The sequence below is a fragment of the Streptomyces sp. NPDC059816 genome (assembly GCF_042732055.1).
GTDB lineage: Bacteria > Actinomycetota > Actinomycetes > Streptomycetales > Streptomycetaceae > Streptomyces.
The window spans coordinates 37,474-57,206 of record NZ_JBHWIQ010000023.1; the positions used below are offsets into that span (position 1 = coordinate 37,474).

17 protein-coding genes are annotated in these 19,733 nt (G+C 73.9%); 7 read left to right on the forward strand and 10 right to left on the reverse strand.

Features of this window, described 5'->3' with window-relative positions:
* Nucleotides 1–23: 23 nt before the first annotated feature.
* Nucleotides 24–881, reverse strand: coding sequence for an HTH-type transcriptional activator IlvY (gene ilvY / locus ACFV88_RS26705; protein WP_385494438.1), 858 nt, complete (start codon nt 879–881; stop codon nt 24–26).
* A gap of 212 nt (nt 882–1,093) precedes the next feature.
* On the opposite strand from ilvY, the gene ACFV88_RS26710 reads away from it, so the two are divergent.
* On the forward strand, nt 1,094–2,518 hold the full coding sequence (locus ACFV88_RS26710) for a ketol-acid reductoisomerase (RefSeq protein ID WP_385494518.1): 1,425 nt from the start codon (nt 1,094–1,096) through the stop codon (nt 2,516–2,518).
* A 15-nt stretch (nt 2,519–2,533) separates the two neighbouring features.
* Here the strand turns inward: ACFV88_RS26710 and ACFV88_RS26715 are convergent, their stop codons facing one another.
* The gene (locus ACFV88_RS26715) at nt 2,534–3,694 is read right to left on the reverse strand and encodes an NAD(P)/FAD-dependent oxidoreductase (RefSeq protein ID WP_385494519.1); all 1,161 of its coding nucleotides are present in this window, start codon (nt 3,692–3,694) and stop codon (nt 2,534–2,536) included.
* A gap of 490 nt (nt 3,695–4,184) precedes the next feature.
* On the opposite strand from ACFV88_RS26715, the gene ACFV88_RS26720 reads away from it, so the two are divergent.
* Nucleotides 4,185–4,493 carry an SHOCT domain-containing protein gene (locus ACFV88_RS26720; protein WP_385494439.1) on the forward strand — a complete coding sequence of 103 codons (309 nt, stop codon included), beginning with the start codon at nt 4,185–4,187 and terminating at the stop codon, nt 4,491–4,493.
* 42 nt (nt 4,494–4,535) lie between these two features.
* Here ACFV88_RS26720 and ACFV88_RS26725 read toward each other — a convergent pair whose 3' ends face one another.
* Together ACFV88_RS26725 and ACFV88_RS26730 are read right to left on the reverse strand one after the other, a co-directional pair.
* Entirely contained in the window at nt 4,536–5,051 is a 516-nt protein-coding gene (locus tag ACFV88_RS26725) for an ATP-binding protein (RefSeq protein WP_385494440.1), read from the reverse strand.
* Nucleotides 5,052–5,270: 219 nt separating this feature from the next.
* The gene (locus ACFV88_RS26730; protein ID WP_385494441.1) at nt 5,271–5,621 is read right to left on the reverse strand and encodes a hypothetical protein; all 351 of its coding nucleotides are present in this window, start codon (nt 5,619–5,621) and stop codon (nt 5,271–5,273) included.
* A gap of 220 nt (nt 5,622–5,841) precedes the next feature.
* Here ACFV88_RS26730 and ACFV88_RS26735 point away from each other — a divergent pair, with 220 nt between their 5' ends.
* Nucleotides 5,842–7,065, forward strand: a complete 1,224-nt coding sequence (locus tag ACFV88_RS26735; RefSeq protein WP_385494442.1) for a PLP-dependent cysteine synthase family protein — start codon at nt 5,842–5,844, stop codon at nt 7,063–7,065.
* A 50-nt stretch (nt 7,066–7,115) separates the two neighbouring features.
* Here the strand turns inward: ACFV88_RS26735 and ACFV88_RS26740 are convergent, their stop codons facing one another.
* Together ACFV88_RS26740 and ACFV88_RS26745 are read right to left on the reverse strand one after the other, a co-directional pair.
* Nucleotides 7,116–7,589, reverse strand: coding sequence for an SRPBCC family protein (locus tag ACFV88_RS26740; RefSeq protein ID WP_385494443.1), 474 nt, complete (start codon nt 7,587–7,589; stop codon nt 7,116–7,118).
* 80 nt (nt 7,590–7,669) lie between these two features.
* Complete coding sequence (locus ACFV88_RS26745) at nt 7,670–8,509, reverse strand: DeoR/GlpR family DNA-binding transcription regulator (RefSeq protein WP_385494444.1); 840 nt, start codon at nt 8,507–8,509, stop codon at nt 7,670–7,672.
* A gap of 379 nt (nt 8,510–8,888) precedes the next feature.
* Between ACFV88_RS26745 and ACFV88_RS26750 the strand changes: the two genes are divergently transcribed.
* Nucleotides 8,889–11,381, forward strand: coding sequence for a hypothetical protein (locus ACFV88_RS26750; protein ID WP_385494445.1), 2,493 nt, complete (start codon nt 8,889–8,891; stop codon nt 11,379–11,381).
* Nucleotides 11,382–11,415: 34 nt separating this feature from the next.
* On the opposite strand, the gene ACFV88_RS26755 is transcribed toward ACFV88_RS26750, so the two are convergent.
* The 3 genes from ACFV88_RS26755 to ACFV88_RS26765 all read right to left on the reverse strand — a co-directional run bounded on the left by ACFV88_RS26755 (nt 11,416) and on the right by ACFV88_RS26765 (nt 15,373).
* Nucleotides 11,416–13,866 (reverse strand): right-handed parallel beta-helix repeat-containing protein, encoded by a 2,451-nt coding sequence (locus ACFV88_RS26755; RefSeq protein WP_385494446.1) that lies wholly within the window; start codon nt 13,864–13,866, stop codon nt 11,416–11,418.
* A 174-nt stretch (nt 13,867–14,040) separates the two neighbouring features.
* Nucleotides 14,041–14,865 carry an MOSC domain-containing protein gene (locus tag ACFV88_RS26760; RefSeq protein ID WP_385494447.1) on the reverse strand — a complete coding sequence of 275 codons (825 nt, stop codon included), beginning with the start codon at nt 14,863–14,865 and terminating at the stop codon, nt 14,041–14,043.
* Between the two features lie 61 nt (nt 14,866–14,926).
* The gene (locus ACFV88_RS26765; RefSeq protein WP_385494448.1) at nt 14,927–15,373 is read right to left on the reverse strand and encodes a DUF6643 family protein; all 447 of its coding nucleotides are present in this window, start codon (nt 15,371–15,373) and stop codon (nt 14,927–14,929) included.
* A gap of 355 nt (nt 15,374–15,728) precedes the next feature.
* On the opposite strand from ACFV88_RS26765, the gene ACFV88_RS26770 reads away from it, so the two are divergent.
* Nucleotides 15,729–16,979 (forward strand): TerD family protein, encoded by a 1,251-nt coding sequence (locus ACFV88_RS26770; protein ID WP_385494520.1) that lies wholly within the window; start codon nt 15,729–15,731, stop codon nt 16,977–16,979.
* 54 nt (nt 16,980–17,033) lie between these two features.
* Here the strand turns inward: ACFV88_RS26770 and ACFV88_RS26775 are convergent, their stop codons facing one another.
* The gene (locus ACFV88_RS26775; protein WP_385494521.1) at nt 17,034–18,218 is read right to left on the reverse strand and encodes a glycosyltransferase; all 1,185 of its coding nucleotides are present in this window, start codon (nt 18,216–18,218) and stop codon (nt 17,034–17,036) included.
* 67 nt (nt 18,219–18,285) lie between these two features.
* Here ACFV88_RS26775 and ACFV88_RS26780 point away from each other — a divergent pair, with 67 nt between their 5' ends.
* Nucleotides 18,286–19,092, forward strand: coding sequence for a glutamate racemase (locus tag ACFV88_RS26780; protein ID WP_385494449.1), 807 nt, complete (start codon nt 18,286–18,288; stop codon nt 19,090–19,092).
* 73 nt (nt 19,093–19,165) lie between these two features.
* Nucleotides 19,166–19,729 carry a hypothetical protein gene (locus tag ACFV88_RS26785; RefSeq protein ID WP_385494450.1) on the forward strand — a complete coding sequence of 188 codons (564 nt, stop codon included), beginning with the start codon at nt 19,166–19,168 and terminating at the stop codon, nt 19,727–19,729.
* The last annotated feature ends 4 nt before the right edge of the window (nt 19,730–19,733 follow it).

Sequence of the window (19,733 nt, forward strand, 5' to 3'; positions counted from 1 at the left end):
CGCGGGCCACGGCCGGGTGCCGATCAGCCGTCCGGGGCCGTCCCGCTCCACAGCGCCGACACCAGCGGCCTGCGCAGATCGACCCGACGTACGCACAGGCCGATGGTCAGCGCCTCGGGTTCGGGATCGACGGGAACGACCGTCAAGGCGTCCCGGACCGCGCTGTGATCGAGGACCAGCCGGGGGACCACGCCCGTTCCACAGCCCAGTGCCACCAGCGCCAACAGCCCCTCGTGCCCGTCCGGTTCGGCGCTGATGCGCACCGTGCGGGCGTGCACGCGGAACCAGCGCTGGGCCGCCTCGCGGACCAGCCCCCGCCGGGGCAGGACGAACGGACCGGTCAACTTCGGATCCGGGCGGTCCCGCGCGGTGACGAACACCACCGGGGTCCGCGCCACCGTGCGGCTCGCCAACGGGTCCGGCACCCTGACGGGAACGCCCGCCACCGCGATGTCGACCTCACCCTCGTCCAACCGGGCCAGCGCGGTGGCCGCGTCCCCGGTCCGTAGGTCAATCCGCACCTGCGGATGCGCTGCCCGGAACGGTGAGAGCAGCTCGGGCAGCAGGGTCTGACAAGCCGTCACGGTCGCGAACACCCCGAGCGTTCCCGTCAGTTCGACCGGATCGGGATGCCCGGCCCGGTACTCGTGCCACAGGTCGAGGGCGCGGGCCGCGTACTGCCTGAAGCGTTGACCCTCCGCCGTCAACGCCACCCCGCGCGGGCCGCGGTCGAAGAGCCGGGCGCCCGCGCGGGCCTCCAGCCGTTGCACGGTCCGCGTCAGCGTCGCCGGGCTGAGGTGACAGTCCAGACTGGTCCGCCCGAAGTTCAGCGTCCCCGCCAGATGCAGGAACACCCGCAGCTCCTCATGGTGCTCGGACACCCTGCCACCTGGGCCTTTCTCCTAGCGGAACGCTCCGCTGCACAAGTTGCGCTTGCTGCAACGGTGTGCCGGAGCCTACAACCCTTGGCATGACACCGAGCAACCACGCCCACCCGGCCGCACCCACCCGCCGGCCCGCCGCGATCGCCCCGCACCCGACGACCCCGGGCCCGACGAACACCTTCACCTCCGCCGTCTTCGCCCCCGAGACCATGGACGTGCCCGGCGGCACCGAAACCGTGCTGCGCGGCGGACGCCACCTCTTCCCCCTGCTGTCCGAGGCATTCGCCGGAGTGCGCCGCATCGGAGTGATCGGTTGGGGTCCGCAGGGCCGCGCCCAAGCCCGTAACCTCCGCGACTCCCTCGCCGGTACGGACGTCCGCGTCACGGTCGGCCTGCGCCCCGGTTCGGCCTCCGCCGCCGATGCCCGCGCGCACGGCTTCACCGAGGCGGACGGCACCCTCGGCGACTGGCTCGACGTGACCGCCGAGAGCGACCTCGTCGTCCTGCTCATCGCGGACGCCGCGCTCGCCACTCACCACGAGCGGATCTTCGCCGCGCTGAAGCCCGGCGCCACCATCGGGCTCTCCCACGGGTTCCTCCTCGGCCACCTACGGTCCCGCGGTGTCGACTTCCCGGCCGGCCACGGCGTCATCGCCGTCTGCCCCAAGGGGATGGGCGACTCCGTGCGGCGCCTGTACGAACAGGGCGCCGAAGTCAACGGCGCCGGCATCAACAGCAGTTTCGCGGTCCACGCCGACCCGGACGGCCACGCGGTCGACCGCGCCCTCGCCTGGTCCGTCGCGCTCGGTTCCCCGTACACGTTCCGCACCACGCTGGACAGCGAGTACCTCTCCGACATCGTCGGGGAGCGCGCGATCCTGCTGGGCGCCGTCCACGGACTGGTCGAAGCGCTCCACCAGCACTTCCGGCTCGCCGGCGACGACCCGGTGACCGCGTACGAACGTTCCTGCGAGAACGTGACCGGACCGCTGGCCCGCACCGTCTCCCGCGAGGGGATACGAGCCGTCCGCGAGGGCTTCGACGCCGCCGGCCGCGGCGTCTTCGACCGGGCGTACACCGCCGCATACGGCCCCGCGCGCGAGATCGTCGCGGAGATCTACGACGAGGTCGCCGACGGCACCGAACTGCGCAGCGTGATCCTCGCGGAGGACCGGCTCGCCGCCCGGCCCATGACCGAGATCGGCCGGTCCCCGATGTGGGCCGCCGGGCCCGCCGTGCGCGCACGCAGGACGACCCGTCAGGTGGCCGTCGACCCGCTCACCGCGGGGATGTTCACCGCCACGATGACCGCGCAGATCGACGAGTTCGTCGAGCGCGGCCACCCCTGGTCGGAGATCGTCAACGAGTCCGTCATCGAAGCCGTCGACTCCCTGTTGCCCTACATGCACGCCCGCGGTGTCGCCCACATGGTCGACAACTGCTCCCGCACCGCACGGTTGGGCGCCCGTCGCTGGGGACCGCGGTTCCAGGCCGCGTACCAGCAGATCGCGCTGCCCGCCGCCGAACGGCCCGCCGACCCCGCGCTCCTGGAGGCGTTCACCGCCCACCCGGCGCACCACGCCCTGGCCGCGGCGGCGGCGCTGCGACCTGCGGTGGACATCGCCGTGCTCTGAGCCGGGCCGCGCGGATCAGACGACGTGTGACTCCGGGCGCGGGGCGGCGGCGCCCGGAGCGAAGCGTCCGGCGTGCAACGGGCCGACGTCGACGAACGGCGCCCGCCCGAGGCACAGGTCCCGGACGATCTCGCCCACCGCCGGAGCCTGGAGGAAACCGTGACCGGAGAACCCGGTGGCGTACACGAAGTTGGCGGGCGTGACCGATCGACCGAGCACGGCGTTGCCGTCGGGACTCATCTCGTACAGGCCCGCCCAGCCGCCGCCGAGCCCCACGTCCAGCAGCGCCGGCGCGCGTCGGGCCAGGGCGGCGCCGAGCCGGGGCAGCCAGTGGGGCGAGTAGGAGGTGTCGAAGCCGGGCTCCTGCATCGGGTCGGACATGCCGATCAACAGACCGGGGCCCTCCTGGTGGAAGGAGAACGACGTGCCGAAGTCCACGGTGAACGGCAACGGTTCGGACAGCTCCCGCAGGCTCCGCATCGGGCCGGTGCACAGCATCTGCCGCCGTAGGGGGGGCACCGGCAGGTCGACCCCGGCCATCGCACCCACCGCGCCGGCCCAGGCACCGGCCGCACAGACCACGGTGTCCGTCGTCACCCGGCCCCGATCGGTGACCACGGTGCGGACCTCGTCGCCCCGCAGCTCCAGGTCCTGCACCGTCACCCCGGTGTACAACCGGGCCCCCAGCCGCCGGGCCGCCCCGGCGTAGCCGAGGACCACGGACTGCGGGGTGCAGTGGCCGTCGTGGGGGGAGTGGACGGCGGCGAGCAACCCCTCGGTGGTGATCAGCGGGGACAACCGGCGCGCTTCGGCCGGGTCGACCAGCCGACTCTCCACGCCCAACGCGTTCTGGAGGGCCACGCCACGGGTGAACGCGGCGACGTGGTCCGGCTCGGAGAGGAGGAACAGGTGGCCGACCCGCCGCAGTCCGATCTCCTGACCGGTCCGCTCCCCGAACCGGGCGTACGCATCGAGGCTGCGGGCGCCGATGAGGACGTTCAACTCGTCGGAGAACTGGGCGCGGACCCCACCCGCCGCCTTGCACGTCGACCCGGAGCCGAGGGCGCCGCGCTCCAGGAGCACCACGTCCCGGACGCCGGCCTCCGCCAGGTGGAAGGCGATGCTGGCCCCGATCACGCCGCCGCCGACGATCACGACGGAGGCCCGGTGCGGCAGCGGCGCGGACGAGGCGGTGGCGGCCAGCGCCAGCGCGGTCGCCGGGAGCGGGGAGACGGGGGCGGGGGCACGGGCACCCGGCCCCGCGGTGTTCGCCCCGGCCGGGCCGAGGGCGGATGCGGGCGCGGGGCGCGCGGACGGTGGCTGGGGGGTGGCCAAAGGGAGGTCCTTTCCGCTCGGAGCGACCGGCGGTCATGGGGTCCCCATGGTCCGCCGGGACTCCGACCGTCGTCCACCGAGCCACGCCCGGTTCCGCCCGCGACCGCACTCCCGGTCCGCGCCGTGCGCCCGGCCGGCCCGTCGACCCCGCGCCCCCTCGGCTGCCCGGCACCCGGAAGCAGGACGTGCCCCGTGCGGTACTCCCCGCGCGGTACCCGGAGTGCCGCTGGAGGTACGACGCCCGAAGCCCCCTGCCGCGGGAGGCTCGAAGCATCCGCACCACCACCGGGCACGGCGTCGACCGGGCCCGCCTTCGAGGAGATGAACCGTCATGGTGACACTGGCCGACTGGGGCGGCGGCGGGCCCGGCCCCTGGATCCTGCTGATGCCGCTCGTCTGGGCAGCCGTGGTGATCGGCGTGGTCACCGCCTTGCGCCGCACCGGCCGGGGCGGCGGGCGCGGGCCGTGGGGGTACCGCGAGGACCGACGCCCCCGAGTCGCCCCGCACGCCGACGCGGCCTCGCCCCTCGCCGTCCTCGGCCGCCGTTTCGCCGCCGGGGAGATCGACGAGGACGAGTACTGGCGGCGGCAGTCCGTCCTCGACCCGGACTTCGGCGCCCGACCGGGCGACGCCCCCTGATCCCGGACGGGCGTGACCCGGTGACCCGCGTGGGGGACCGGGTCAGCCCGGCAGCGCCGAGTGCGCCGGCACGGCGGTGACGGTCACCCACTCGTCCAGGGGGCCGGTCGTCACCGATCCGTACACCCCGTGGTCCGAAACGGTGGCCACCACGGGGGTCGGACCGGCGGCCGGGAGGGTGAACCAGACGATCTTGCCGGAGGTGCCGAACGGCCGTGCGCCCCAGCTCTCGCTGACGGCTGCGACCATCGCCAGCCCCCGGCCACTGGTGTCGAACGGGCCGGCCGGCCGCACCTGTGGCAGTCGCGGGTCGTGGTCGAGCACCGACACGGTCAGCCGGTCGAACAACAACTCCATGTCGACGGTGCACGTCTTGTCGGGCTCGGCATGGCGATGGACGTTCGCGAGGAGCTCGGTGACACCGAGCGACGCATGGTCGATCAGAGTGTCCACATGCCAGTAGCGCAGTTGCGCGGAGACGATTCTGCGGATCTGTCCGATCCGCGACGGCAGGGCCTGTAGCTCCACCGTGCAGTGCCTGCTTGGCTCGCTGATCACGGCAACGACTCCCCGAATTGAGGTCCGGAAGAGGACGGAGTACCGATGCCAGCAGAACGGCTCCCCACCACGACCGCCTGCTGCCTGTCCGGCGGGCTGGTTCGCAGCGTCATCGCCGGTAAACCCTGAGTAACCTGAGTGAGGTGAGACCAGCGTGACGCAAGGGGGCCGGCGCCGCAACTCACGACCACCGCGGACCGGCGGAGCGGGGCGCCGCCCTCAGTTGCGCCGTCGCCCCCGGTCGGTCAGGTCGCCGGCCCGGCGCACGGCCTCCACGAACCGACGCGCCGCGGAGGAGTCCGACCGCTCCGCCGGCTGCTGCGGCTCCTCGGCGTCCAGGGTGAGCACGTACCGGGTGCCGTTGACATCGGCATGGGCCCGGTCTCCCGGCGCGAACCACGAGGTGCCCGCGCGGACCGTGCCCACCGGCGCGCTGTCGATCTCGCTGCCGTAGCTGGTGAGCAACTCCAGCCGGCCGCCGGTGATCCGCACCTGGCCGGCGCGGGTGAGGGAACGCAGCCGCTTCTCGATGCGCACGCCCCGCGCCGTGAACTCCGGTTCCGTCGCCATGCCCTGGCCCCCTCATCGCCCCGCGCTCGTCCCGCAGTGGCAGTGTGCCCCCGCGCGAGGCTCCCGCGCCAGAGCGCGTCCCAAGGTTTGCCTTGAGCCTACCCAAGCGGTGTTTATGCAGGTGAGATGCGGTACGCAGACGCATATGATCGAGGCATAGGGCCCACCACACGGGTGGGTTTAGCCGGCGCCCCGGCACCGGGTGCCCCGAGGAGACGCGATGAGCACCCCCCGAGCGGAAGACCTCCCCACGCCGTCGCCGCACGGCGGTCCCGTGCCGACCGCGCCCCCCTCCGCCGGTCTCCCGGACCCCGTTCCCGCGGGCGGTGCCCCGGCCGGCGCGGGCCCGCGACCCACCCTCGACACCGACCGCTCCGACGACGGGTACCGGGGCTGGCTGAAGGACGCCGTCCGCAAGGTCCAGGCGGACGCCAACCGTTCGGCCGACACCCATCTGCTCCGCTTCCCGCTCCCCGACGCCTGGGGCGTCGACCTGTACCTCAAGGACGAGTCGACGCACCCCACCGGAAGCCTCAAGCACCGGCTGGCCCGCTCGCTGTTCCTGTACGGGCTGTGCAACGGGTGGATCAGGCCCGACCGCCCCGTCATCGAGGCGTCGAGCGGCTCGACGGCCGTCTCGGAGGCGTACTTCGCCAAGCTGATCGGCGTCCCCTTCATCGCGGTGATGCCCCGTACGACCAGCGCGGAGAAGTGCCGTCTGATCGAGTTCCACGGCGGCCGGTGCCACTTCGTGGACGACCCCCGCACCATGTACGAGGAGTCCGCCGCGCTCGCCCGGGATACCGGTGGGCACTACATGGACCAGTTCACCTACGCGGAGCGGGCCACCGACTGGCGCGGCAACAACAACATCGCCGAGTCGATCTACCGTCAGCTGGAGCGCGAACGCTACCCGGAACCCGCCTGGATCGTCGCCACCGCGGGCACCGGCGGCACCTCGGCGACCATCGCCCGCTACGTCCACTACATGCAGTACGACACCCGGATCTGTGTGGCCGACCCGGAGAACTCCTGCTTCTACGACGGCTGGACGACCGGGAACCCGGACGTCACCACCGACCGCAGCTCGCGGATCGAGGGCATCGGGCGCCCCCGGATGGAACCCAGCTTCCTCCCCGGGGCCGTCGACCGGATGATGAAGGTCCCCGACGCCGCCTCCGTCGCCGCGGTCCGGGCGCTGGAGGACGCCATCGGCCGCAAGGCCGGGGGATCGACCGGAACCGGGCTGTGGAGCGCCCTGAAGATCGTCTCCGAGATGGTCGCCGCGGGCCGCACGGGCAGCGTCGTCGCCCTGCTCTGCGATCCCGGCGACCGCTACCTGGACAAGTACTACTCGGACGAATGGCTGGCCGCCCAGGGCCTCGACATCGCCCCGTACCGGTCGGCGATCGCCACGCTGTTCAGTACGGGGCAGTGGCCGTAAGCGGGCTCCGGCCGGACCCGGGCACCCCGGCACCGCCACGAGCCCGCGGCTCAGCCGTTCGGGGCGCTCAGCCGTTGCGCCAGCTCCTCCATGGCGTCCCGGAAGGACCGCCCCAGCGCCGGGCGCGCCCGCCGCATCACGAACCGGAACACCGCCGTGCCGTCCGCCGCCACCGTCCACTGCACCCGGGTGCCGTCCGGCGTCCGCGTCAACACCCACTCCTCCAACAAGCCGTGCACCCCGGGCGCGTTGGTGAGGTCGACCCGATAGGCGTACTGCGCGGGCGCGTCGGAGGCGACGACCGTCTCCTCGAAGCGGCCCCCGCCGCGCAGCCGCACCAGGCGACCGCCGTCCGTCGGTCGTGCCTCGGTGACCGCGCGGAACCACAACGGCCACTGCTCCACGTCCCTCGCCAAGGCCCGGAACACCACGTCAGGAGCGGCCGGGACCTCCCGGGCGAAGACCAGCCGCACGGGCGCGGTCGTGGTGAAGTCGAGCCCCACCGGGCTCAGACGGCGTGCCATGAGGACCCCCTCACAGATTCCGGTGCCGCGTGCGACCCCGGGTCGAGCGCCGAGCTGACGTCACCCTAACCGGCTGTCCGTCAGCTGTCTGTACCGTCCAGTTCGTCGTCCAGCTCGCCCGCGACGATGAGTCGCGGCAACACCTCCGCGATCTCCGCGCGGGCCTCGGCGCGCAGCCCCGAGTCCGTCACCAGCGTGTCCACCTGATCCAGCGACGCGAACGAACTCAGGCCGACCGTGCCCCACTTGGTGTGGTCCGCGACCACGACCACCCGACGGGCCGAGCGCACCAGCCGCCGGTTCGTCTCCGCCTCCGCGAGGTTCGGCGTCGACAGTCCGGCTCCGGCCGATATCCCGTGCACCCCGAGGAACAGCACGTCGAAGTGGAGCGAGGCGATGGCCTGGTCGGCGACCGGACCCACCAGGGAGTCCGAGGGCGTGCGCACCCCACCGGTCAGCACCACGGTGGCCAGCCCCTGCCGTTGGCCCGAGCCGCGCTGCGCCGAATGGAAGACGTCGGCGACGCGCACGGAGTTGGTGACCACGGTCAACTCCGGTACGTCCAACAGGTGGTGGGCCAGCGCGAAAGTGGTGGTGCCGCCCGACAGCGCGATCGCCGCGCCCGGCACGACCAGGTGCGCCGCCGCCCGTGCGATGTCCTCCTTGGCGGTCAGCTCCAAGGCGGACTTCGCCTCGAACCCCGGCTCGTGCGTGCTCGCCTCGACCACCGGCACCGCGCCGCCGTGCACCTTCTCCAGCACGCCCTGCCGGGCCAGGGCGTCCAGGTCCCGGCGGACCGTCATGTCCGAGACGCCCAACCTGCGCGTGAGTTCGTTGACGCGGACCCCGCCCCGGCGTCGCACCTCGTCGACGATCAGGGCCCGACGTTGCTCCGCGAGGAGGTTCTGGTTCTCGCTCACGACCCACTCCACCCGTTCGGCATCCGTCTGTCCCTCGCTGTCCATCACCGGTGCGGGCCGACTCGCTGCCACGCGCCCCCGCGGCGGGCGGGACGCTACCGGCCGATCGGTCCGACCGGGTCCGCACGCGTGCTCGGGCGGCACCGCGCGTCGACTCCCTCTCCCGGGGCACACGGGCTCACGGCAACCCCAGGGTCACCCATCCTCGCACGGGCCACCGACCGTCGTGTCGGCGGCGTTCCCTCCCGGCGCCCGAGACGACCCCGCCGACCGGAAGTCCTCCCCCCAATCGGGGAGATTCCGTCAGGACCGGTGTGCAAGGACCCGGCCCGCGCGATTCTGGGCTCCTGACACGACACACCCCCCGGGGGGAAGCGCCATGAAGCATGCGCGCACACCGTCCTCACCACCGGCGGACGCTCCGTCGCACCCGCCCGGAGCCGCATTGGAACTCCTCGTCCACGGAGTGGGCGGGGCCAGCGCACCACAGATGCTCAACGATCCGCGAACGGTCCGGGTCACCGGCGACGACACGGCGGCCGTCCACCGTCGGGCGGGTGACCTGGACGCCGAACGGCGGCCCGCCGGCGACGGCCGCCCGGTGCCGGAGGCGTACGTCTGGTCGAACCTCACCTCCGGCAGCGGCAGCCGTGCGCTGTGGCTCCTGTTGCTGCCGTTCATGGTCGTCAACCTCGCGCACTGGATGCGCCCGGCCTCCGACGGGGGCGGTGGTGCCGCCCGCGCCTACGCCCTGTGCGTGCGCCTGGTCGCGCTCACCCTCACCGTGTTGTTCGTCGCCGCGGCCTGTGAAGTCGCCCTCGACCTCCTCGCCTGGCAGTGCGCGGGGTCCCGGCGCTGCGCCGCGGAGCTGCCGTGGTTCGGGTTCTTGTCGCCCGACCTCTCGCCTGGCGGCTGGTGGACCCAGCCGGGCCGCCGACTCGCCCTGGCCGCCCTCGCCCCGACGGCACTGACCGGCCTGCTCTGGTACCTGTCGCACCGCACCTGGAACGCCTACGAGTCCCAGAAGCCCCCGGACCTGCACTCCCGCACCCCGGACGCACCCGACGCCCCGACCGCCGCCGAGGCCGATGGCCCGGTGCACCGGCCGGACGCCCGCACACCGCTGGCCCGGCCCGGGTTCTGGTACGGGCGCAGGCTGGTCGCCCGCTTGCGGGCCGCCCACACCGCCGCCGCGCTCCTCACCGTGGCCGCGGCCGTCACCGCCCCCGCCCTCGGCTTCGACCACCGCAGCGGGGATTCCGGCCCGTTGACCGTCCTGGGCGTCGTGGTGACGGGGGTCATCGCGACCGTCGCGGCCCTCGCCGTCGCCGTGGTCGGTCGGCGGGGGCGCAGCGAACGACGGCCGGACCGCCGTCGGGACGGGGCCCGCGTACGGTTCCTCCCGCTCGTGGCGGTCGGCGTGCTCACGTTGGCGGTCGGCTACGCGGGCTGGTCGCGGCCCGGGTGGCGCTCGCACGGCCGTCTGCCGGGGGACCTGGCGTTCGGTGCGCTCGCCCTGCTCCAGTGGGCGCTGGTCCTGGTGTTGGCCGTGGTCGCACACTCCCTGTACCGCCGGGCCCCGGACACCCGGACCGCGTTGCGCGGCTTCGGCGGACCCGCGGCCACCGTGCTCGCCTGTGCCCTCGGCGGGGTCATGGCCGGCGGCGGCGCCCACCGGACCGCCGTCTGGCTGGACGACACCGGGCCGCCCGCCGGAGGCGGCGCTGCCCTGCCGGGTCCGCCGGTCCTGCTCAGCTGGCAGGCGGCGGTGCTGCCGCCGCTGTTGCTCGTCGTCGTGCTCGTGCTGGCCGGGCTCTCGGCGGTCGCCCTGCACCGCGCCCGCACGGGGACGGCCGACGTCCGCGCGGACTACCCGGAGGAGCATCCGGCGTGCCCGCCCGGCGCGGGCCCGCGCACCCCGCCCACCGGGGACGCGACGGACGGGAGCGCCGCTGCCGCGGCACCCGGCGGCCCGCCCGACACCACGCCCGAGGACGCGGTACGGGCCCGGAACATCGCCCTGGCCCGCGCCGGAGCGGCCCTCACCGATCGGGCCCCGCTCGTGGTCGGCACGCTCGCCGCGGCGACCCTGGTGTGCCAGGTGGCCGCCCTCGCCGGTGCCTGGGCCACCCGCGCGCTGCCCACGCAGGCCGTCGCCGGGGCACCTGAGGTGGTGACCGGCGCGGTGGACCTGGCACAGGCCGGGGGGTCGTGGCTCGTCGGGGCCGGGTTCCTGCTGCTCGTGGTCGCGGCCCGGCGCGCCTACCGGGACCCGAAGGCCCGGCGCACCATCGGCATCCTCTGGGACGTCGGCACGTTCTGGCCCCGTGCCGCCCATCCGTTCGCCCCGCCCTGCTACGCGGAACGCGCCGTCCCCGACCTCACCTGGCGGGTGCACACCTGGACCCGGCGGACCCGGGGGCGCCTGATCATCTCCGGCCACTCCCAGGGCAGCGTCCTCGCCGCGGCGGCGGCCTGGCAACTCGCCCCCCGCAGCCGTGAACGCGTCGCCCTGCTGACCTACGGCTCCCCGCTGGAGCGCCTGTACGGGCGCTGGTTCCCGTCCTGCTTCGGCTCGGCCGCCCTGGCCGACCTGCACCGCGACGTGGACTGCTGGCGCAACCTCTACCGGCGGACCGACCCCATCGGCGGGCCGGTCCTGCTGCCCGGGGACCGCGGCCCGGAGGTGGACGGCAGCCCCCTCAAGGACCCCCTCGCGTACGGTCGTACGTTCACCCATCCGCTGCCCGCACCGATCCTCGGGCACTCCGACTACCAGGCCGATCCGGTGTTCGCCCGGGAACGCGAACGGCTCCTGGACCGGCTGCGACCGCCCGCCGTTCCGCCGCCCCGGCCGGACGGGGAGGTCTGAACCACCGGCGCGTCCGTCCCCACGTCTTCCGCCGTCAGGGCAGTTCGGGCAGGTCCCCCGGGTAGAGCAGGGTGAGGTCGTCGGTGCTGGGTTCGGCGATCTGGGCCACCCGGCCCGCGTGCCGCTCGACCATCGCCTCGAACGTCTGCCGCGCGGTGCGGCCGTTGCCGAAGGCGGGGCCCTTGGGAAGTGCCGTGAAGTACTGGACCAGCGCCTGCGGCGTGTCCTCGCCGAGCCGGTACTCGTGTTCCTCGGCCTGCTGCTCGACGATCCGCAACAACTCGTCCGGGACGTAGTCGTTGAAGGTGATGGTGCGTGAGAAGCGGGACGCGACACCGGGGTTGACGGTGAGGAACCGCTCCATCTCGGCGGTGTAGCCGGCGACGATGACCACCACCTCGTCCCGGTGGTCCTCCATCAGCTTGACGAGGGTGTCGATCGCCTCCCGCCCGAAGTCACGCCCCGAGTCCTCCGGCGACAGCGCGTACGCCTCGTCGATGAAGAGCACTCCGCCGCGGGCGCGGTCGAACGCCTCCTGGGTGCGGATCGCGGTCGAGCCGATGTGCTCGCCCACCAGGTCGACGCGGGACACCTCCACCAGGTGTCCCTGGTGGAGCACTCCGAGCGAGGCGAGGATCTCGCCGTACAACCGGGCCACCGTGGTCTTGCCGGTGCCGGGGGAGCCGGTGAACACCAGGTGGCGCCGGGCGGAAGCCGCCTTGAGTCCGGCCAGTTGGCGCCGTCGTCCCACTTCGATCATGTCCGTGAGCGCCCGGACCTCGCGTTTGACGCTTTCCAGGCCGACGAGGGCGTCGAGTTCCCCGAGCACCTCGTCGGCGGACCGCACGGGCTCGGCGGGGGCCTCGGAAGCAGCCGCCGCCGAGCCGGGTATCGCCGCGCGCGGGGCGGGCACGCCCGACAGCAGGCCGACCGGCTGGGTCGCGGGGCCCGCCCGCCCGGCCGTCGGGAGGGTGGCCTGCGCGGTGGCCACCGCGGGCGCCGTGGGCATGCGGAGTCCGGCGCTCTCGTCGCTGGTGCAGTCCTCGGCGACGGGTCCTTCCTCGGCGAACTCGAAGCCGCCGCGGGCGCAGCGCTCCGTACGGCACTTGCGGAGCGTCGTGCGGCAGCCGTCTATCACGTGGAAGCCGTAGCCGCCGCTGCCGGTGACCTTGCAGCCGGTGAAGGTGCCCCGCCCGCCCGCCGACACGTAGAAGCCGGCCTCGGCCGGGGAGGTGACGGTGCAGCGTTCGACGGTGGGATCGGCGCCCTTGGTGACGATCACCCCCGTCTGGACGGCGTCCACCGTGCAGTTCGACAGGGTGCCGCCGCTGCCGTGGTCACGGAACCACGCCCCGGTCGCGGCCTCCCGGATGCGGCAGTCGTCGAGCTGGGCCGTCGCCCCGTCGCTCACCGACACGGCCGTGTTGCGGACCTGGGTGAGGTCCGTGTCGACGACGTCCGCACGGGACCCGCGGTCGAGCACGAACAGCGCGTCGGGCACGTCCCGCACCCGGCAGGAGTCGAGCACGACCGCGGCGCCGTCGCTGACCCACACCGCCGGGTAGTCCCCGGTGCTGTCGTGGATCTCGCACTGGTGGGCGTCCACCCGGGTGCCGGGGTCCCACACGGACAGTCCGTTGCGGCCGAAGCGGCTCACCGTGGACCGGGTGAGCGTCAGCACGGAGCGTGAACGCAGGTCCACCGCGTTCTCGGGGACGTCGTGGATGCGGCAGTCGGCGAGGGTGAGCACCGCGTCCGTGTCGAGGGTGATCCCGTCGGCGGTCGTCCGGTGCACATCGCAGTCCGTGAGGTGGGCGGTGGCCCGTCCGGTGACCTGGACGCCGGAGCCCTTGACCTCGTACACCTCGCAGCCGACGGCCTCCAGGGCCGAGCCCTCTCCCGTCACCGACAGGCCCGAGCCGGAGGCGTGGTGCACCCGGCACCGGTCCAGCCGGGGGTGTCCGCCGCTGCGCACCGCGACGCCGGACTGACCGGCGGCGACGACCTCGCAGTCCTCGAAGACCCCGCCGCCGCCGTCCAGGACGGCGATTCCGATGCCCGCGGGGTTGTCGACGGTGCAACGGCGCACGGTCGGGCGGGCGTTCCCCCGGACCTCGATGCCCACCGCGGACCTGGTCACGATCCGGACGTCGGTGAGCTCCGGCACGGACTCCTCCACGAGCAGTGCCGGGGCGGCCGAGTCCTGACCCTCCAACACCAGCCCATGGACGGCTGCGGGCGCCCGCACCGTCAGCGGCACGCCGTCGACGGGTGCGATGCGCACCGAACCCGGTGCCCCCTCGGGCCCGCGGAGCGTCACCGCCCGTTCGATCACCAGGTTCTCCCGGTAGGTACCGGGGGCGACGGTGAGTACGTCGCCGTCCCCCGCGGCTTCCAGGGCCGCGGCGAGGGAGCCGTACTCACCCGTGCGGCGTCGCCACCGCGATGTGCCCGTGTGCGTCACCTGGACCGTGCCCTGTGCCATGGCGCTGTTCTGTCCCCACCTCGTCGGATGCGCGGGTGTCGCGAGTGCTGCCGAAGACCTCGGCCGCTCCACCGTAGCGTGTGCGGAGCAGCCGAGTTGACCAGAGCGAAAGGCCGGTCAGCGGCCCGTGCCGGTCCGCCCGCGGGGGCTCGCGACGGCCCCCGGCCACAGCCGTCACCCGAGGACCGTCAGGGGGTCACCGACCCGGAGCGTGCCGGGGTGTTCCGGGACGAGGTTCTGGCCGAAGACGAGCTTCCCGTCGATGCGGCGGTGTCGGGCGAGCGTGCGCAGGGGCTCCCGGCCGCGGACGGCCGTGTGCTGGTCGGTGGTGGTCACCGCGCAGCGCCCGCACTTCTTGGCGACCCGGAAGGTGACCTCGCCGACCGCTATCCGCGACCAGTGGTCCTCCGCCCACGGCTCGGTGCCCGTCACCACGAGGTTCGGCCGGAAGCGGTTCATCGGCAGGGGGCCCTCCTGCGCGTGGTCGCCGTGCGCGATCAGCGCGTTGAGGGCGTCGAGCGAGGCGAGGCTGGTGACCAGCAGGGGGAACCCGTCGGCGAAGGAGACGGTCTCGCCCCGGTGCGCGTAGTCCGGGTCGATGGGTCGGCTCACCGCGGGGTCGGCCAGGTGCACCAGCCGGACCTCGATGCCGAGGAACTCGCTGAACCAGTCGCCCGCCGCCTCGTCGGCGGGCACGGCCTCCACCTTGTCCCCCCAGATCTGGACCGACGTCCGGTCCACCGGGTCGGGCACGGTGACCGTCAGGGGCGCGCGGTCGGGTGCGGACAACCGGACCGCGCCCCCGGGCAACGGCTCGGCGCGGGTGAGCGCCAGCCGGGCGTGCTGGCGTTGGGTGACCGCCTTGGCGGAGTCGTCGACGAGCATCCAGCGTCGGTCGCCCGAGATCCCCCATGGCTCCACGAGCGCCTCGTCGGGCGCGTGGCCTTGGGCGGCCTTCACCGGAAAGACATGCAGGGACGCCAACACGGGACTCGCCATGGATCCATCCTGCCAGCAGCGTTCACCGGGTGGGAGGGGACGGCGTCCGTGCCGGCGTCCGTCAGTACCCGCGGTAGGGGCGGTTGTGCGGATCCTCGTAGGAGGCCGGTCCCGGGGCGGGCCGCGGGGTCGCCGGGCGCATCGCCTCGTAGCCCACGGGCGGCGCGGGCCGCGGCGGCTGGGGTTGGGCACCGGGGTAACCGCGCGGCACGCCGGTCGCCTGTTGCGGGAAGTGGGGCGCGGCCTGCTGGAGCGGCGCCGGTTGTTGCTGCTGCGGTGCGTACCCGTACTGCGGCGGGTACGGCTGCGGAGAGGGCGCCGCGGGCAGCGCCGGCAGGGCCGACGGCAACGCGGGCAGATGACTGCCGGTGTCGTACGCGGCGGGGACCCGGATCGGGGCGATCTGGGGAGTGCCCCGTTCTGCGACGAGGGAGTCGTAGATCGGAGTGTCCTTGAAGGACGGCGCGGAGTAGTAACCGCCGCCATAGGTGGAGCGGGGGGAGGTCATGGCACCTAAGTTAAGCCCACGATGTGCTGGTTGGGGAGACAGATAAGAGGGTTGTTTTCCGTGCCGGACGTAGCTGCTGATCGCCAATCCGAGTGAATTCGGAAAAAACGGTCGCACTGTGGCGTAAGGATCGTGTAAGGAGGGCGATTTCGAGGGTGGTTACCGGTGGTTGACCAGTGATCATCCACATTCGCCGGAGTCCACCTCCGCTTGCCCGTGGGGCAAGGGACCGACTCCAGGAGCGAGGGAACGCCCAGGGGTACCCGTACCTGCGCAGGTACACCGGGGTGCGGCGGCGGACGCTCACCAGGGGGCACACATGAGGGGGTACACACATGAGGGGGCACGCATGACCATGGCGAAGGGCACCAACGCCGTCGTACCGACGACTGCCGTGCGGGTGGAACTGGAGTGGGGGGCGGGGCCGGGCGTCCCACGGGTGGACTCCGTGGCGCTGCTCCTGGTGGGGGGCAGGGTGCGCGGAGACGGAGACGTGATCCGGCCGGCCCGGCCGGACGACCCGGCCGCCGCGCTCCGGTACGAGGACGGGCACGGCGGGAACGGTCGGGCCACCGACACCCTGGCCGTGGACCTCGCCCGCGTGGACGACGCGGTCGAGCGGATCGTGCTCGTCGTGTCCACCGCGAGCGGCACCTTCGGGCAGGTGCCGCGGCCCGGCGTCCGCGTCCTCGACGCGGCACGCGGAACGGAACTGGCGCGCTTCGACTGCGCGGACGCCACCGTGGAGACCGCGTTGGTCCTGGGCGAGCTGTACCGCAGGGGAGGCGGCTGGAAGTTCCGCGCGGTCGGTCAGGGCTACGGGGAGGGGCGCCGGGCCCTCGCCGAGGACTTCGGGGTCACCCCCGCCGCACTCGCCCCCGCCCCCGACGCCCCGCCCCCGCCCGCGGCACCAGCACCGACCCGCGCACCCGCCCGGCCCCCGACACCCGACCCGCCCACCACCCCGGTACGGCTGAGCAAGGTCACGCTCACCAAGGACGCCCCGGCGGTGTCGCTGGCCAAACAGGGCGGCACCGGCGGAACGCTGCACGTGAACCTCAACTGGGGCGTACGGGAACGTCCCCAGGACCGCGGCTCCCGGTGGCGCAGGCCCCGCGGCCCCCACCGGAACCTCGACCTCGACCTGTGCGCCCTGTACGAACTCACCGACGGGCGCAAGGGCGTGGTGCAGGCCCTCGGCCATGCGTACGGCGCCCTGCACGCGCCCCCGTACGTCCACCTCGACGGCGACGACCGCACGGGCGCCGCGGAGGGCGGCGAGAACCTCACGATCAATCTCGACCACCGCACCGCACTGCGCCGGGTCCTGGTCTTCGTGATGATCTACGAGGGCGCCGACTCGTTCGCGGACCTGCACGCCACCGTGACCCTGCGACCCCAGCACGGGGCGCCGATCGAGTTCTTCCTCGACGAGTGCACCGTCACCTCACCGGTCTGTGCGCTCGCCCTGCTCACCCAGGAGGGCGGCGACCTGGTGGTCCGCCGCGAAGCCCGCTACCTGGTGCCCGAACCGGGCATGGGCATCCAACGGACCGTGGACCACGCCTACGGATGGGGCCTCACCTGGACCCCCGGCCGCAAGTGACCCCCGCGCACGGCCCGGGAACACAACGGGGGAGCGGGGCGCGCGACCGGCGTGTCACCGCTCCTCCGGAGCCACCCGTGGCGCCCGCCCGGGGCCCGCGTACGTCCGGCCCTTCCACGCCGCCCCGCGCCCGCGGTGGTGCCGCACCGCCGAGTCCACCGTCATCAGCAGGTACAGCAGCGCGGTGAACGGCAGGGTCGGGGCGAGCCAGAGGCTCTGCCGGTAGTACCGCAGCACCGGTACGTACGTCACCGTCATCACCAGCCACCCGAACGCCCCGAGCAGGGCCGCCGCCACCGACGGCGGACGGGCCCACAGCCCCGCCACCACCGCCATGGGCGGCACCAGGTACACCACCACCAGACCCGCCACCGTCCCCACCAACAGAAGTGGTTGGTAACGGAGTTGGCAGTAGGCGCTGCGCGCCACCATCCGCCACAGGTCACCCAGGCGCGGATAGGGCCGCACACTGTGCACCCGGTCGGCGAGCCCCAACCAGATCCGGCCGCCGGTGGACTTCACCGCCCGCGCCAACGACACGTCGTCGATCACCGCGTGCCGGATCACCTCCGGCACCCCCGCCCGCTCGGCCGCCGCCGACCGCAGCAGGACACAGCCGCCCGCCGCCGCGGCCGTCCGGCTCCCGGACCGCCGCACCCGACGGAACGGGTACAGCTGCGCGAAGAAGTACACGAACGCCGGAACGACCAGCCGCTCCCAGGCACTCGCCACCCGGAGCCGGGCCATCAGCGACACCAGGTCGTGGCCTCCCGTCTCGGCCGCCGCCACCAACTCCCGCAGACTGCCCGGTTCGTGGGCGATGTCGGCGTCCGTGAGCAACAGGTACCGCGGGGCGCCCCCGCGGGCCAGCCGCATGCCGTGCCGCACCGCCCACAGCTTTCCCGTCCAGCCGTCGGGCGGCTCACCCGGTGAGGTCACGGTCAGCCGCGGCCCCCCGTACCGCTCGCCCAGCTCCCGGGCCAGTGCCCCCGTACCGTCCGTACTGCCGTCGTCCACCAGGAAGACCTCGAACGGCCCCGGGTAGTCCTGGGTCAGCAACGAGGGCAGGGACAGCGGCAGCATCCCGGCCTCGTCCCGCGCGGGGACGACCACCGCGACCGGGGGCCACACGTGCGGCGCCCGCCCCGGCGGCAGCCGCACGTCGGTGCGCCAGAAGAACCCCTGGCCGAGCAGGAGCCACCCCCAGGCGGCGGCGGACACCACGGCAATCCAGACCATCGCGCTCACCCGCGCAGTGTCCCCCACGGCACCCGGCCCGGAACGGCCCATCGTCTATGGTGACCGGGTGAAGATCGCGCTCATGGACTCCGGAATCGGACTGCTCGCCGCCGCCGCGGCGGTACGGAGACTGCGCCCCGACGCCGACCTCGTGCTGTCCAGCGACCCCGACGGCATGCCGTGGGGACCGCGCACCCCCGAGGACCTCACCCGGCGGGCCCTCACCGTCGCCGAGGCCGCCGCCGAGTGCGGCGCCGACGCCCTGATCGTCGCCTGCAACACCGCCACCGTGCACGCCCTGCCCGCGCTGCGCGCCCGGCTCGAACCGGCGCTCCCGGTGGTCGGCACCGTCCCCGCGATCAAGCCCGCCGCCGCCGGCGGCGGACCCTTCGCCATCTGGGCGACGCCCGCCACCACGGGCAGCGCCTACCAACGCGGCCTGATCGCCGACTTCGCCTCCGGCGCGGAGGTCACCGAAGTGCCCTGCCCGGGCCTCGCCGACGCCATCGAGTACGCCGACGAGGACGGCGTCGACCGGGCGATCGCCGCAGCGGCGGCCCGTACCCCGGACGGAGTAAGGGCCGTCGTCCTGGGTTGCACCCACTACGAACTGGTCGCCGAGCGGGTCAGGACCGCCCTGGGACGCACGGGGGACGAGGGCGGGTTCCAGGACCCGCCGGCCCTGATCCTGCACGGCTCCGCGGGCGCCGTCGCCGCCCAGGTGCTCCGTCGCCTCGGTGCGTCCCCCGCCCCGGACGCCCCCCCTGTCGGATCGGTCACAGTCCTGCACGGCGGACGGCCCGCGACCCTCGCCGAGCGGGCCCTCGCCTACCCGGAAGGACGGCTCCTGGCGGCGCTCAGCCAGGCCCGGTGACCTCCGGCGACACCCCGCCGTCACGCTCCGTGCTCCGGTGCCGGGCCGGCGGGTCGTCTGTACTCTCGACAGCATGAGGGACCACCCGCAGGGCGACCGGGGCCCCATCGAGGCCCCCGTCGAGATCTGGACCGGACGAGCGAGCAACCGCGTGCAGTGGCTGCTCGCCCTCGCGGGCGCGGCCTGTGTGGCGCTCGGCATCGAACTGGCCGTCGTGTCCGAGTGGAACAGCGGCGTCCTCGCTCTGGTCATGTCGGTCGTCGGCTGCATCGCCGCCGGCCTGCTCGTGCTGTTCGGCACGCTGGCGTTCGTCCATGTCGCGGTCCGTGTCGACCAGGACTCCCTGGAGGTCCGCTGCGGACACATCGGTCTGCCGCGCCGTCGCATCCCGCTCGCCCAGGTCGTCGACGCGGACTTCGCCCCCACGGTCACCCCCCGCCAGTGGGGCGGCTGGGGCTACCGTTGGCGCCCCGAGATCGGCACCGCCGTGATCGTCCGCCGCGGCGAGGGCGTGGTCCTCAGCCTCGGCGACGGCCGCAAGTTCACCGTCACCGTGGACGACGCCGAGGCCGCCGTGCGGATCATCCGCGATCGGCTGCGCCCGCCGACCACGCCCCCGGCGCCCACCGCCGTCTGACCGG

Coding starts and splice junctions, on each gene's coding strand:
- ACFV88_RS26710 (WP_385494518.1), top strand. CDS start 1,094: ATGGACGTGCCCGGCGGCACCGAAACCGTGCTGCGCGGCGGACGCCAC.
- ACFV88_RS26720 (WP_385494439.1), top strand. CDS start 4,185: ATGGTGACACTGGCCGACTGGGGCGGCGGCGGGCCCGGCCCCTGGATC.
- ACFV88_RS26730 (WP_385494441.1), bottom strand. CDS start 5,621: ATGGCGACGGAACCGGAGTTCACGGCGCGGGGCGTGCGCATCGAGAAG.
- ACFV88_RS26735 (WP_385494442.1), top strand. CDS start 5,842: ATGAGCACCCCCCGAGCGGAAGACCTCCCCACGCCGTCGCCGCACGGC.
- ACFV88_RS26740 (WP_385494443.1), bottom strand. CDS start 7,589: ATGGCACGCCGTCTGAGCCCGGTGGGGCTCGACTTCACCACGACCGCG.
- ACFV88_RS26750 (WP_385494445.1), top strand. CDS start 8,889: ATGAAGCATGCGCGCACACCGTCCTCACCACCGGCGGACGCTCCGTCG.
- ACFV88_RS26755 (WP_385494446.1), bottom strand. CDS start 13,866: ATGGCACAGGGCACGGTCCAGGTGACGCACACGGGCACATCGCGGTGG.
- ACFV88_RS26760 (WP_385494447.1), bottom strand. CDS start 14,865: ATGGCGAGTCCCGTGTTGGCGTCCCTGCATGTCTTTCCGGTGAAGGCC.
- ACFV88_RS26765 (WP_385494448.1), bottom strand. CDS start 15,373: ATGACCTCCCCCCGCTCCACCTATGGCGGCGGTTACTACTCCGCGCCG.
- ACFV88_RS26770 (WP_385494520.1), top strand. CDS start 15,729: ATGGCGAAGGGCACCAACGCCGTCGTACCGACGACTGCCGTGCGGGTG.
- ACFV88_RS26775 (WP_385494521.1), bottom strand. CDS start 18,218: ATGGTCTGGATTGCCGTGGTGTCCGCCGCCGCCTGGGGGTGGCTCCTG.
- ACFV88_RS26785 (WP_385494450.1), top strand. CDS start 19,166: ATGAGGGACCACCCGCAGGGCGACCGGGGCCCCATCGAGGCCCCCGTC.